Genomic DNA, 14,449 nt, shown 5'->3' with positions numbered 1-14,449 from the left:
AATAGGGCTACANNTGTAGCCCTATTTTTATATCGTCAACTGAGCCTGTTTTGAATGATTATCGATCGCCTAACAATATAATTCAACTATTTCTATATTTCAATTTTCTTTATTTATGTAGATAATAATAATTAAATTTATTTTACAAGTTAATTATTTAAATATTTTATATTAAATTTGATCAAATTTTTATATTATATATACAATTTATAAAAATTTTCGACTAACTACTAACAACCTCACACAACCTATTTGGTAAACCTGTTTTATCAATAAAGAAAACCTATGAATATGAAAAAAATCATCTTCCTTTTGTTGCTTGCAACAAACTCTTTTGTACAAACATTTGCTCAGAACCTGGTCAATAATGGTAGTTTCTCGACAACAGGTGGTGTAGGCTGGGGCTTTTTTGCACCGGGCACCTCCGTAGAAGCATACATTACGGAAGCTGGTTATGGCGGCATCTCCGCTACCAATATAACAGCCGAAATTGATGTTGAGGCCAATTTAAGGCAAGCTAATATTCCGGTTACACCGGGTCAGGCCTACGCTATATCATTTAAACATTGTAGGAGAACCACTGCAGGACCAGGATACCCCCTTCCCCCCATTCCATCAACGATAAACGTAAAGGTCTATAATGGTACCAATGTATTCCTAACCCAAAATATTTCCTCTTCTAACACCACCTGGATTTGGCAATGTGCTGCGTTTGTATTTACGCCTACTACGGCCACAATAACCCTAGATTTTGAAAACATCAATAATCCCTCTACCCTGGGCATGATTTTAGATGATATTACAATCTCCCCGGTCACACAAGCCATTACTTTTAGCGGAACGCCCTGCCAGGGAGGTGATATTACCTTAACCGCGCCCGTAAGTAATCCTCCGGACGCGGTCTACACTAACTATAACTGGACAGGACCTAATGGCTATACTGCTACAGGAAATTCAATAACGCTCTCCAATGTACAACCCACACAAAGCGGTGTATATACTTGTACCATGTTACTAAATGATTGCGCTACGCTGAGCAGTACTTATACGGTGACCATCAATCCAAATACCTTTAACCGTAGTGCCAGTATATGCCAGGGAGAGGTCTATAACTTTTATGATCGTATCCTCCAGAGCGGGGGTATTTACGATACCCTGATCCATCCTGTCTCGGGCTGCGACAGCAATATTATCCTCAACCTAACCATGAACACCTTACCCAACGTAAGTCTTAACAAGGAAGGTAAAATCAGTATGTGCGAGGGGGGACAGGACGTTTTAAAGGTAGTTGCCGAAAGCGGCAATACGTATCAATGGCTGCAAAATAATAATCCGATACCCGGCGCAACAACCGATAGCCTAAAAGTAAGTACCACAGGAAATTATAGTGTGCGCGTTACCAACAATAAAGGCTGCATTGCAACCTCAAATGTAATCATGCTGCATATTATTCCTAAGCCTACCATTACCTTAGCCGTTATAGGCAATCGCAATTTTTGTACTATGGACACCGTAAGGCTCAAAGCCACTGCTACAGGTGAGAACTTAGAATATTCCTGGACACCGGATCGCTATTTCCACGCAACAAGCACCAATCAATACAATGAGGTCTGGGCCGTAGTACCACAATCAGGCTATGTGACCGTTACGGTTTACAGTGGAAATATCTGTTCTGCAAAAGACTCTGTTTATATAAACGTACACCCTTGTTGCGACATCGGGATGCCCAATGCCTTCACCCCTAATGGTGATGGAAAAAATGATTATTTCAAGCCCGTATTACAGGTAGGACAGACCATCGTTTCTTTCAGAATATTTAACCGGCTGGGGCAGATTGTCTACGACAATAAGAATAATCAAAACAAAGGATGGGACGGCACATTTAAAGGCGTAAAACAATCCAATGATGTGTATATGTACCAACTGAATTATAATTGCAGCGACGGGAAGAATTACCAAAAGAAAGGGGATATTACCATAATACGCTAAGCAGTATTATTACTTTACCAAACAAAAATTCCAGCGCTGATTTTGCATATTCTCCGGGCACAATCAAAGGTTTCTGTAAATAAAAAAGAAGGAGTTGCAGACCCGCGTGAATTTGCAACTCCTTCTTTTTGGGTATCTAGTTCTGCATCACTTTTCAAGCCATACATTTATTTATCAATAAACTTAAGGGCTATATTATAGAATTGTCTACCGCCCATTTTCCGGCAATAAAAAGACCAAAAATGCATCTATTCCTCAAGACCGTTATTGTAATAAAGACGACCAAGAGCAGAGCCTATGAAACATTTGTCACCTGTAAGTAAACAGGCTGTAAATTTAAAATATTCATTAGAACTGCTTCGGGTAAGATCTATGAAGAATAACGTATAATAATTTCATTAGCAATCAAATAAATACTATTTTTCATTTTTAATACAAATTTTAAAAATGAAAAAAATACTCTTAGCATTCGGAGCTATAATCGTAATGAGCAGCAACCTAGCTGTAGCACAATCTAAACCCGTTGAAACGAAAGCGTCCATTCTAAAAACACTACGCACTAAAGTAGTTAAAGGGATGATAAGTGATGGTACGCCTAAGGAAAAGGCAGAAAAATTCGGTGATTGCTTTACTAAAGACTTAGAAGCAAAATTAAGCCTGGAAGAACTTAAACTATTTAACAAATTAAATAAGGTTAAAGAAGGACAAGCGCCACCAAAAGAACTCCTGAAGCAAGCAGAGAAAATGGGTCTGCAAGAAAAAATGAGCGACATGGGAAAGGATTGTGGATACATCTTTCAATAATCCCGGAATAAAAATAATACAGCCCTCTGTTAAGCCAAATTCCCTGTCTTTATAACAGGCATTTTGATGCTTTAGCAACAATACCCCTTTACGCCCTTATTGGTCGTATTTGCACCGCACGCGACCATTACATAATAAAACCAGCCATCATTACTGATGGCTGGTTTTAATTTATAAATACCCTTTTAGCTAAGCTCTAAAATGTGTAGTTGATATACTATAGCCATAAAAAAAGCCGATCCTTTCGGATCGGCTGTAACTCGTGCCCCAGGCCGGACTTGAACCGGCACTTGCATTGCTGCAAACAGGATTTTAAGTCCTGCGTGTCTACCAATTTCACCACCAGGGCTTAGGCGCACATAAAAATGTGTGTCTAAAAAAAATTCCAAACATTGCTGCCTGGAATCTTTGGAGCAGAAGACGAGACTCGAACTCGCGACCCCAACCTTGGCAAGGTTGTGCTCTACCAACTGAGCTACTTCTGCATTTAGTGTGTAAAAGAACTTTTCTTTTTCCCCGTTTGGGATTGCAAAGATAAAACACTTTTTTAATCCTACAAACTTTTTTTAGAGAAAATTTAAAAAAAATTCTGTTCCGCACTAAATTATTAATAGTCAAACTCAACCCCAGTATAGTTTTGAGGGCTTATTGCTTTTAATTCATTTTTAATTTTATCGGCCACATCCAGGCCATCAATGAACTTATGTAAGCTCTTTTGTGTAATGCCTTCCTGCCCTCTGGTCAAGTCTTTCAACGCTTCATAAGGCTGAGGAAATTTCACTCTTCTTAAGATTGTCTGAATCGCCTCTGCGACGACAGCCCAATTGTTTTCCAGATCCGCATTAATCTTGGTTTCATTCAGTAATAATTTACCTAAACCTTTTTCTATAGATTTTAACGCAATAAAGCTATGCGCCATAGGCACGCCGATATTCCTAAGTACCGTAGAATCTGTAAGGTCGCGCTGCAAACGGCTGATGGGCAACTTTGCACTCAGGTGCTCATACAAAGCATTGGCGACGCCCAGGTTTCCTTCCGCATTTTCAAAATCAATAGGATTCACTTTATGAGGCATGGCAGAAGAACCAACCTCTCCCTTTTTTGTTTTTTGTTTAAAGTATTCCATAGACACATAAGTCCAGATATCCCGGCAAAAATCGATCAGTATTGTGTTGATACGTTTCAAGGTATCGAAATGTGCCGCAAGGTTATCATAATGCTCTATCTGCGTTGTAAACTGCATTCTTTGCAAGCCTAATCTTTCATTCACAAATTCATTACCGAAAGCGACCCAGTCGTGTTTGGGAAAGGTTACCTGATGTGCATTAAAATTACCGGTAGCACCGCCGAATTTGGCCGCATAAGGCACATAGCCAAACAGGTCAATCTGATTTTGCAGGCGCTCTACAAAAACCATAATCTCTTTTCCTAAGGTGGTTGGAGAAGCAGGCTGTCCATGCGTTTTAGCCAGCATTGGTATTTTCTTCCATGTCCTGGCCATCTCTTTAACAGTGGCAATCAGGTTCAACAAATAAGGCATAAAAGATTCTTCTACCGCCTCTTTCCATAAAAGCGGGATAGCCGTATTATTTACATCCTGTGAGGTAAGGCCAAAATGCACCCATTCAGCCACTTCATCACCACCCAATTGATGTAACTGATCTTTAATAAAATACTCAACTGCTTTTACATCGTGATTGGTCGTCTTCTCTGTTTCTTTGATCTGCTGAGCATCCGCTTCACTCATCTCTTCATAGATTGCCCGAAGCTGTGCCGGCTTAATCTTAGCGGGCATTTTAAAAATGCCTTTCTCCGCCAACAGAATAAAATATTCGATCTCTACCCTTACCCGGTACCGGATCAGTCCGAATTCAGAAAAATAGCCGGAGAGTTCATTCACTTGTTTTTGATAACGGCCATCGATAGGACTTATGGCAACTAGGGGAGAAAATGATGATTGCATAAAATATGATATGAAATAATTTTTTATAGAACAGCGCAAAAATACAATTCTATTTTAGAATATACACGCATATGGACTTTAATAAGGCGAACTGATACACAATAAGCTTTGGCATACTGCGTTTGCTATTCTAAACGTTCCTGTCTATATTACAGCGCTATTTAAAACCCAATAATCAATCCATGAAAACTTTAAGTGCCACCCTACTCCTTTTTGTCTTAAGCCTGCAGGTATGGGCTGCAACCATCAAAGGAAAAATAACGGATGAAAAAGGCATGATCGTCCCTTTTGCCACTTTGCTGGTATCCGGTACTAATGACGGCACAGCAGCAAATGAAGACGGGTTATATTCCTTGTCTATCAATTCCGGAAAAGCAACTTTGATCGTGCGTATGATTGGCTATACCACAGCAACAAAAACCATAACCGTATCGGAAGACGCACAAACGGTAAACATTGTGTTGCAATCGGAACAAAACGAACTCAGGGAGGTGTTGGTGAACTCTGGCGGGGAAGATCCGGCTTATGCCATCATGCGTAAGGTGATCGCCCAAAAGTCGAAACATGCGAAAGCGGTTAAAACACTGGAAACGGATATTTACCTAAAAGGCAAACTGAATATGCGGGATATTCCCAAAGCATTTTTGGGCAGGGAAATAAAAAAGGAAAACCAAAAAGAATTACAACAAATGCTCGGATTAGACAGTAATAATCAAGGCATTCTTTACCTTCTGGAGCAAATGACGCACTACACGTATAAGGCGCCCAATAAAGCTTATAATGAGATTAAAGCGGTAAAAACCAGCGGAGACCCCAATGGCCTGGGCTTCGCCTCGATGCCTCCCATTATAAATATTTATGAAAATAATATCGAAATTCTTTCCGGTATCGGAGGCCGTGGATTTATATCTCCGGCACACAGTAATGCTTTTCAATATTATCGCTATCGGTTTATCAACTCTTACATGGACAATGGGCTACTGATCAATAAAATTGAGGTAATACCCAAACGTACTTATGAGCCCTTGTTTCGCGGTATCGTTTATGTCGTGGAGGATGAATGGGTCTTTCAGCAAGTGAACCTCTCGCTCGATAAGCGTGCCCAGATGGAAATGCTCGACACACTTGTATTGCAGCAGCAGTACCGTAAAGAGACCAAAGACAATTGGGTGATACAACAACAGATTATCTATCCGGTGTTTTCTATTTTCGGGTTTAGCTTTGTAGGTGATTTTGTGACCAACTACCGCAATTTAAAATTGAACCAGCCCATAGACGCCTCTGTATTCTCTTCTAAAATAATCAGCACATACGATAAGCAGGCGCTTAAGCAGGATACGAGCTATTGGGAGCAAGAACGTCCCGTTGCCTTATCGGCAGAAGAAACGAGAGGCTATAAAGTCAAGGATAGTGTTTATGTAAGTATGCAATCCAAAAGAGATTCTCTGGCCAAAAAGGCGCAACAGCATCTTAGTCCGTCAGCGTTCCTGCTTGAAAACGCCTATGTGAGAAAAAACAGGCATGAATGGGGGATCAACGGCTTGCTATCAAGGGTAAATTTCAATACCGTTGAAGGTTTGAATATAAGCATGGAACCTTATTGGAAGTACCACTCACGCAGGGGCGACACCCTAAGAGTAGCCCTGGACAACCGCTATGGCTTTTCTAATCAGACTTACCAATACCTGCTTAAAGCACAGTACGAACGCAGGGACACCGCATTTATCAACAAGATCTGGCGTCTTAGTGGCACGATAGGCCAGTATGTATTCCAGATCAATCCCAATAACCCGATCAGCCCCCTGTTAAATACCAGCACTAGTTTGGTATGGGGTAGAAATCACATGAAGCTTTATCAGGCCAAGCTGCTACACCTCAACTTCAATCAGCAATTCGGCAATGGGCTAAACCTCGACCTGGGCCTACGTTATGAAGACAGGACACCCTTATTCAACACAACGGATTATGCTTTTTACAAAAACAGAAGGCAGAACTACAGCCCCAACAATCCGGCGGAATTACCTGCTTTTGAAGCGCATAAAGCAGCTATCGTCCAAGTCGGGCTGAGCTATCAGCCGGGTTGGAAATACATACAATATCCCGCATATAAAAGTGCCGTAAAAAGTGAGGCTCCGATCTTTAGCATTCAGTATACAAAGGGCATTGCAGGGATCGCCGGCAGCAAAAGTGATTTTGACCGCTGGCAAGCCAGCATCAAAGATGAAGTATCCCTGAAATTATTGGGGGCTATACGCTACAACCTTATCGGTGGTGGTTTTATCAACAAAAAATATGTGGGCAATCCGGATATGTATCACCTTCAGGGCAATCAAACGGTTTTGGCCGCTTCCTACCTGAGCAGCTTTCAACTGGCGCCCTATTACAAGTACAGCAGTACTCCGGGTCTATACGGTGAAGGACATGGGGAATGGCATATGAACGGCTTTCTGACCAATAAAATACCCTTATTCAAACGCCTGAACTGGCATTTGGTTGTTTCGGGTAATTTAATGTTTATCAATACCAACCAGTATTATGGCGAATATTCCATCGGTTTGGAAAATATTGGGTTTAAGTTTTTCAAGATGGGAAGAATCGATTTCGTAACGGGTTATGAAAGCGGTCGTAGCAGCCCTAATTATGGTATCCGTATAGGACTTGGCGGTATCTTTTCACAATTGCAACTGTAAAGGTTAATAGCTTCATTACAATACATTTTTGAAATAATATTAATTTTTATTAGATTTGCGCACTTTCATTTTTAAAATCTTAACAAGAAAATGGCAATAATTCAAAAAATCCGTGATAAATATGCCAAAGTAGCTGGTGCTATCATCGTTTTAGCCTTAGTGGGCTTTGTTCTAATGGATGCTACTAGCGGGGGGCGTAACGGAGGATTATTCGGAAAATCTACAAAAGTGGCGGAAGTAGACGGCACAAAAATAGATTACAAAGAATACGAAGAACGTATCGCTGCTTATGAAAACCAAATGAAGCAGCAAAACCAACCTTTGGATGATAATGCGCGTGCGCAGGCCAGAGACCAGGTATTCAATCAAATGGTACTGGAAAGACTTACCGGCGAGATCAATCAGAAGCTGGGTGTTACGGTTTCCGATGCGGAACTAAAAGATATGTTCTCTGCCAATAACCTGGATCCTATGGTGGCTCAGGCATTGAGCGGTGGCCAACAAGTAGATCCGGCACAAATAGCTGCCCGTGTATTACAGTTGGAGAAGTCAAAAAATCCTGAAGAAAAAGCACAGTGGGAGCTGTTCAAACAACAACTGAAAGAAGCGAAGATTCAAGGTAAATTCTCTGCTTTGGTATCCGGTAGCGTGTACACACCAAAATTCATTTTGGACGATCAGCATGAAGGCAGAGCCAATAATGCAACGATCAGTTATGTAAACCTTCCGTTTACCTTAATTGCCGATGATAAAGTAAAAGTTACTGACGACGATATCAACAAATATATCAACGCGCATAAGAAGCAATTTGAATCTAAAGAAGAAACCAGAGCAATCGAATATGTAAGCTTCAACATTCTTCCATCAAAAGATGATTCTGCCCGTGTAATGAATACCATCAATACCTTAAAAGCAGAATTTGAAACCACAGGCGATGCAGAGGCTTTTGTAAAAAGAAACTCTGACAATCCAATACCGGTGAGTTATCAAACAAATGCTTCTTTACAACAAATCCCGAATGCAGCAGAAATATTAGTCGCAGCGCCGGGTACTATTGTAGGGCCCTTCTATATGGGAGATAATGTAACGATCGCAAAAGTAGTAGAGAAAGCCAATTTCGCGGATTCTGTAAAAGTGCGCCACATCTTGGTTATGACGAAACAAGGTCCTAATGAAGTACGCACAGAAGCACAGGCACAAGCCCGTATGGATAGTGTGTTGGCTATGGAAAAATCTGGTGCTAATTATGATTCTCTAGTGGTTAAGTTTTCTGATGACTATAATCCTCAAAAACCTGATGCTTCTAAAGGAGAATATGATTTTACGTTAGCACAAAAAAGTGATTTAGCAAAAGAGTTCGGCGACTTCGCTTTTAGTGATGCAGGTGTAGGTGGTACAAAAGTGGTAAAAGTAGGCAACGATAAATATTCCGGTTTACACTATATCCAAATCCTGAAAAAGGGAAAACCTGTTTCCAGCAGCAAAATTGCTTTTGTAAGCAAAGGATTAAGTGCGGATAATACAACCTATAATACTTTATACGGACAAGCCTCTCAATTTGCACAGAAGGTTTCTGCAAATGCAAAGTCATTTGATAAAGAAGCATTAGCTAGTGGTGTGGCAAAACAATCAGCGGGCGGCATCAGTAAAAATAGCTTTACAGTACCAACTTTAGGTTCTTCTAACGATATGGTAAGATGGGCTTACGGTGCTAAATTGGGCGATGTTTCTCCTATTTTCACCCTTGGTGGCAATAAATTTGTAGTGGCTAAACTTTCTGAGATTAATGCAGAAGGTATTTTAAAACCAACCGGTGCTACAAAAACTGCTTTAGAAAATTATTTAAAACAACAGAAAAAAGCACAGATGCTGATCGATGCCAACAAAGGCAAAGACTTGGCTGCTATCGCACAAAACAACCAATTACAGGTTGCTGCTGCTGATTCTGTTACGTTTGTAATGAATGCTATTCCTAATGTAGGTAACGAACCTAAATTATTAGGTTATATCTTCAATAAAAACTTTAAAGAAAGTACGGTATCTCCGGGAATCGCTGGTATGAATGGTGTGTACTTTGTAACGGTAACGAAACGTTTCGTTAACCCTGCAATTGGCCGCAACCTGGATACAGAAAGAAACATGAATGACATGATGATGAAGTCTAATGCGACACAAATGATCATGCAATCGGTTCGTGAATCGGCTCAGGTAAAAGATTTAAGAGGTAAGTTGTATAACTAATCTCCCTTTCCTTATACAAAGGCGCGTTTCGATAAGAAACGCGCCTTTTTTAGTATGCCCATTGCCTGCCATGCGCTTTTTCAGTAATATTGCATACCCAAATAGTACATCTTAACATGCCTGCAGCGAAGCGACTTCTTTTTACGGTAACCAATGACCTTAATTACGATCAGAGAATGATCCGTATTTGCACGACCCTTGCCGAAGCCGGATATCATGTAACACTGATTGGTGTAAAGAAGAAAAACAGCAAGCCCCTGATCAATCGTCCGTTTCATCAAAAACGGCTCCCTGTTTTAGCCGAAAGCGGAAAACTGTTTTATGGCGGATACTGGATCATACTGTTTTTCTACCTGCTGTTTAAAAAAGCAGCAGTGATCTGCGCGATTGACCTGGATACAATTATGTCGGTACTTTGGGCGAGTAAACTCAAAGGCTGTAAAAGGGTATATGATGCGCATGAGATTTTTACGGAAATGAAAGAAGTGGTCACCAAATCCCGTGAGGCCAAAATATGGAATTGGATCGCAGACTATGCCGTACCGCAATTTCCCGTCGGATATACCGTCGGTAATTATTGTGGCCTGTATTTACACAAACGACATGGGGTAACTTATCCGACCATTACCAATGCAACAGTACTGCGTCCTTTGGCTGCATTGCCCGACCGGGATACAGCACCCTTTATTTTGTATCAGGGTGCCGTTAATAAAGGACGTTGTTTTGAGCAACTTATACCCGCCATGCAATGGGTTGAAACGCCGCTACTGATTTGTGGAGAGGGGAACTTTTTTGAGCAGGCACAGGAACTTGCACGCACGTATAAGGTCACGCATAAAATAACGTTTAAAGGCTATGTGCCTCCCGATGAATTATACCATATCACCCGAAAAGCCAAGATAGGATTGATTTTGCTTGATAGCGTATCGCAAAACAATGTATATTCTTTGGCCAATCGCCTGTTTGATTATATGCACAATGCGGTACCACAACTTTCTATGGATTATCCCGAGTATCGTGCGGTGAACGAGCAATATGAAATCGCCCTGCTGTTACCGGCCGACCCTAGCCCTGAGCTAATAGCCAAGCAGATCAACTATATGCTTGAAGACCGTGTGTATTATGACCGGCTTGTGGCCAACAGCTTAAAGGCAAGACAGGTGTATAACTGGCAGGAAAATGAAAAAACATTATTATATATTTATCAAAACCTGCTGACCGGAAAATGACCTGCTCTGTAGTCATCCCCATGTATAACGCCCATCGTACCATTATCGCTACGATACAATCCTGCTTGCAGCAAACTGTTGCCCCCCATGAAATTATTGTGGTAGATGATTGTAGCACGGATGATGCTGCGGCACAGATACTACAGCATTTTGGTACGCAAATAACCCTTATACAACAAAACCACAATGCAGGGCCTGCCGCTGCACGCAATGCAGGTTGGAACAAGGCTTCCGGAAACTATGTCGCTTTTCTGGATAGTGATGACCAATGGCATCCGCGAAAGCTGGAATGGTGTTTGCACGCCTTAGAACAGCAGAGTACCATTGACCTTTTATGGCATTATTACCAGACGGAGCCCCTACCCGTTTATGCAAACGCCCCTGTAGTGCCCCGGAAAACGCGTTTTTTCGACCTTTTATGGTTCAACCCTATATCGACCAGCTGTGTGGTATTCAGACGCGATTTGCCCCTGCGCTTTAATGAAGCCATGCGTTATTGCGAAGACTATGAGCTTGCCTTAAGACATAGTTACCGGCACAGTACCTACCTGTTGCCTTTATACCTTACACAATTGGATCGCCCGGTACTCAGTGCCGGCGGATTAAGTGCTGATAAATGGAAAATGCGGCAGGGTGAATTAAAAGCCTATGCCGCTTTGCCTAAACTCCATCCCGGTTTTTATCTGCTTATTCCTTTCTTATATTTTTGGAGTTTTGCCAAACACCTCTCCATGAAATGGGGATTGCGAAAATAAAAGATAACTACCTATCCGGGACGTCCCTTCTTCATCAATAAATAATCCTTAAAATGCGGCCATGCTAATGGCTTAGTACAATTATTGCTGGGCCATTATGCATGGTCAAACAATAGTAATAATTGAAGCAGCAGACGAGATCGCTCCCTAACAAGCCCCGCAGAATCATTGCTGCGTCTGTATATACCCTCATTATATGTTTAAAAGCAACATAACATATACTATCAATAATTGAAGCCGGTATACTATAGTAAACTAAGAATCCAAAGATATAATATAATTATTTAATGTTATTTATGTTGAATTTATTATTAGCTGAACAGCAACATATATAAAACAATAACAATACGTTAGGATTCTAAATTATTAACCAAAGTTAATATTCATATACCTTCGCCCGCAACTTGTAAATAGATTTTTACATATTTCTTTTTTCAGTTGTATAAATTTTAGAAAGCAATATTCAGGAAAATAATAAATATTTTTTAACCAATTATACTTTAATAAGCCCCCCCTTATGAAAAGAAGATTGACTTTGACTGCATTCGTAGTCACGAGCATATTATGCTTATCGCAACAGCAAGCAAGTGCACAGATCATAACCATAGGTGACAGAGTATGGTACGATGTAAACCGCAATGGCCGGCAAGATAGTGGAGAGCCCGGAATCGCGGGTGTTGTGGTGAAGTTATTTGCGGATAATAATGCCGATAACATTGCCGACAATACAAGCCCAAAAGCGACAGCCACTACAGATGCCAATGGCATGTACACCTTCAATAATATTACGGCAGGCCTGTACTTTGTACAATTTCCCATTCCTGTTCCCACCGGATATACGGGCTACACAACTCAAAGTGCCACCGGTGTACCGCAAGATCAATGGTCGGCTTGTAATGTCAACACCGGCAAAACCGGTACCCATAACTTTACGGCTACCTATCTATTTAAAGATGCCGGTTTGCTCAAGAATATTGGCATTTCCGGTAAAGCATTTAATGATGTCAACGGACTTACAGATAATACAGTAAACGGATCTGCCGTTTCATTGGGCAGTACCGTCTTATATGCCAATCTATATAAAGGAACGACTTTTGTCGCCTCTACGGTAATCACAAATGGTGACTATAGCTTTGCGAATCTGCCAGGGAATACAAACTATACAATTAGCATTAGTACCAGTGCGGGCAATGCTTCGACGACACCTTCATCGGTACTCCCCTCCGGTTGGGTAAATACCGGGGAGTTTACAGGAACTACTGCAGGGAATGACGGCACACCAAATGGTTTGTTATCGGTGAGTTTAGGGACCGCCTCCATCAGCAATGCAAACTTTGGTATAGAACAGCTCCCAACACCTACGAGTATTACGGCAGCTGCACAACCTAACCCCGGTGGTACCAATAGCGCAACGGTACCGGCTGCCACCTTCGGTGGTACCGATCCTGATGGCGGTACGATTAGCGCGTTACGCATTACGGCCTTCCCCGGTGGTGCTACAAGTATCACGGTGAACAATGTAACGTACACCGCTGCAAACTTCCCGACAAGTACTGGTATTACGGTTCCCACCAATGCCTCAGGACAACCCACACAAACAATAACAGTAGATCCGGCTTCAGAAGGCCCTTCGTCTGTAACCATTCCTTTTAAAGTAACCGATAATGCAGGCAAAGAATCGACAACTACCGGTACCGCCACTATTCCCTTTTTAGGTATTATCAGTGGTAATGTGTTTAATGATGTTGATGGTATGACCGACAATATGGTAGACGGTACTGGTATCAATAAGCCATCCGGTCAACAGCTGTATGCCTACTTACTCAATAGTGCAGGGCTTGTCATCGATGCTGCTACGGTGACGACTACCGGCAGCTTTACCTTTAACAAGGCGGCAGCAAACACTACTTATACCGCAGTTATCAGCACCACCAATGCCGCTATAGGCAGTAGTAATCCATCGGTTGCCTTGCCTTCAAACTGGGTAAATACAGGCGAATTTATGGGATCCACTGCAGGTAGTGATGGTACACCAAATGGTTTGTTATCGGTGAGTTTAGGGACCGCCTCCATCAGCAATGCAAACTTTGGTATAGAACAACTCCCAACACCTACGGGTAGTACTGCCGCTGCGCAACCTAACCCCGGTGGTACCAATAGCGCAACAGTACCGGCCGCCACTTTCAGTGGTACCGATCCTGATGCCGGCACAATTAGCGCATTACGCATTACGGCCTTCCCCGGTGGTGCTACAAGTATTACAGTGAACAATGTAACGTACACCGCTGCAAACTTCCCTACCAGCACCGGTATTACGGTTCCCACCAATACCTCAGGACAACCCACACAAACAATTAAGATCGATCCTGCTTCGGAAGGCCCTTCTTCTGTAACCATTCCTTTTAAAGTAACCGATAATGCAGGCAAAGAATCGACAACTACCGGTACAGCCACTATTCCTTTTTTAGGTATTATCAGTGGTAATGTGTTTAATGATGTCGATGGCATGACCGACAATATGGTAGACGGTACTGGTATCAATAAGCCCTCCGGTCAACAATTGTATGCTTACCTGCTCAATAGTGCCGGGCTTATCATCGATACCGCTACGGTGACGGCTACCGGCAGCTTTATCTTTAACAAGGCCGCTGAAAACACTACTTATACAGCCGTTATCAGCACCACCAATGCCGCTATAGGCAGCAGTAATGCATCGGTTGCCTTGCCTTCAAACTGGGTAAATACAGGAGAACAGATTGGTGGAGTGACGGGTAATGA

At 41.9% G+C, this 14,449-nt stretch carries 8 protein-coding genes and 2 tRNA genes; 7 read left to right on the top strand and 3 right to left on the bottom strand.

From position 1 onward, the window contains the following. Positions 1 to 291 precede the first annotated feature (291 nt). Positions 292 to 1,989, top strand: coding sequence for a gliding motility-associated C-terminal domain-containing protein (locus DBR32_RS13470; protein ID WP_158605997.1), 1,698 nt, complete (start codon positions 292 to 294; stop codon positions 1,987 to 1,989). Positions 1,990 to 2,436: 447 nt separating this feature from the next. Beyond that, the gene (locus DBR32_RS13465; protein WP_124636881.1) at positions 2,437 to 2,793 is read left to right on the top strand and encodes a hypothetical protein; all 357 of its coding nucleotides are present in this window, start codon (positions 2,437 to 2,439) and stop codon (positions 2,791 to 2,793) included. A 263-nt stretch (positions 2,794 to 3,056) separates the two neighbouring features. Here DBR32_RS13465 and DBR32_RS13460 read toward each other — a convergent pair. From DBR32_RS13460 to purB, 3 genes are all read right to left on the bottom strand, one after another. Then, a tRNA-Leu gene (locus DBR32_RS13460) sits at positions 3,057 to 3,142 on the bottom strand. 60 nt (positions 3,143 to 3,202) lie between these two features. Next, positions 3,203 to 3,278 (bottom strand) — tRNA-Gly (locus DBR32_RS13455). A 122-nt stretch (positions 3,279 to 3,400) separates the two neighbouring features. Next, a complete protein-coding gene (gene purB / locus DBR32_RS13450) occupies positions 3,401 to 4,756 on the bottom strand; it encodes an adenylosuccinate lyase (protein WP_124636879.1) in 1,356 nt (451 codons plus the stop codon). A gap of 182 nt (positions 4,757 to 4,938) precedes the next feature. Here purB and DBR32_RS13445 point away from each other — a divergent pair, with 182 nt between their 5' ends. The 5 genes from DBR32_RS13445 to DBR32_RS13425 form a co-directional block, all read left to right on the top strand. Further along, positions 4,939 to 7,446, top strand: coding sequence for a DUF5686 and carboxypeptidase regulatory-like domain-containing protein (locus tag DBR32_RS13445; protein WP_124636877.1), 2,508 nt, complete (start codon positions 4,939 to 4,941; stop codon positions 7,444 to 7,446). Positions 7,447 to 7,536: 90 nt separating this feature from the next. After that, complete coding sequence (locus tag DBR32_RS13440; protein WP_124636876.1) at positions 7,537 to 9,687, top strand: peptidylprolyl isomerase; 2,151 nt, start codon at positions 7,537 to 7,539, stop codon at positions 9,685 to 9,687. A gap of 116 nt (positions 9,688 to 9,803) precedes the next feature. Further along, on the top strand, positions 9,804 to 10,916 hold the full coding sequence (locus DBR32_RS13435; protein WP_233559741.1) for a glycosyltransferase: 1,113 nt from the start codon (positions 9,804 to 9,806) through the stop codon (positions 10,914 to 10,916). Beyond that, positions 10,913 to 11,671 carry a glycosyltransferase family A protein gene (locus tag DBR32_RS13430; protein WP_124636875.1) on the top strand — a complete coding sequence of 253 codons (759 nt, stop codon included), beginning with the start codon at positions 10,913 to 10,915 and terminating at the stop codon, positions 11,669 to 11,671. Before DBR32_RS13435 ends, DBR32_RS13430 begins: the two co-directional genes overlap by 4 nt. A gap of 517 nt (positions 11,672 to 12,188) precedes the next feature. Then, positions 12,189 to 14,449, top strand: a 2,261-nt coding sequence (locus tag DBR32_RS13425) for an SdrD B-like domain-containing protein (RefSeq protein ID WP_199724504.1), incomplete at its 3' end; no start/stop codon positions are given.

Source organism: Taibaiella sp. KBW10 (assembly GCF_003852495.1).
Taxonomy (GTDB): domain Bacteria; phylum Bacteroidota; class Bacteroidia; order Chitinophagales; family Chitinophagaceae; genus Edaphocola.
This window is presented reverse-complemented; position numbering and strand designations above follow the sequence as displayed.

Excerpts from the sequence above, each read along its gene's own strand:
- DBR32_RS13445 (WP_124636877.1), top strand. The coding sequence starts at position 4,939 with ATGAAAACTTTAAGTGCCACCCTACTCCTTTTTGTCTTAAGCCTGCAG.
- purB (WP_124636879.1), bottom strand. The coding sequence starts at position 4,756 with ATGCAATCATCATTTTCTCCCCTAGTTGCCATAAGTCCTATCGATGGC.
- DBR32_RS13440 (WP_124636876.1), top strand. The coding sequence starts at position 7,537 with ATGGCAATAATTCAAAAAATCCGTGATAAATATGCCAAAGTAGCTGGT.
- DBR32_RS13470 (WP_158605997.1), top strand. The coding sequence starts at position 292 with ATGAAAAAAATCATCTTCCTTTTGTTGCTTGCAACAAACTCTTTTGTA.
- DBR32_RS13430 (WP_124636875.1), top strand. The coding sequence starts at position 10,913 with ATGACCTGCTCTGTAGTCATCCCCATGTATAACGCCCATCGTACCATT.
- DBR32_RS13435 (WP_233559741.1), top strand. The coding sequence starts at position 9,804 with ATGCCTGCAGCGAAGCGACTTCTTTTTACGGTAACCAATGACCTTAAT.
- DBR32_RS13465 (WP_124636881.1), top strand. The coding sequence starts at position 2,437 with ATGAAAAAAATACTCTTAGCATTCGGAGCTATAATCGTAATGAGCAGC.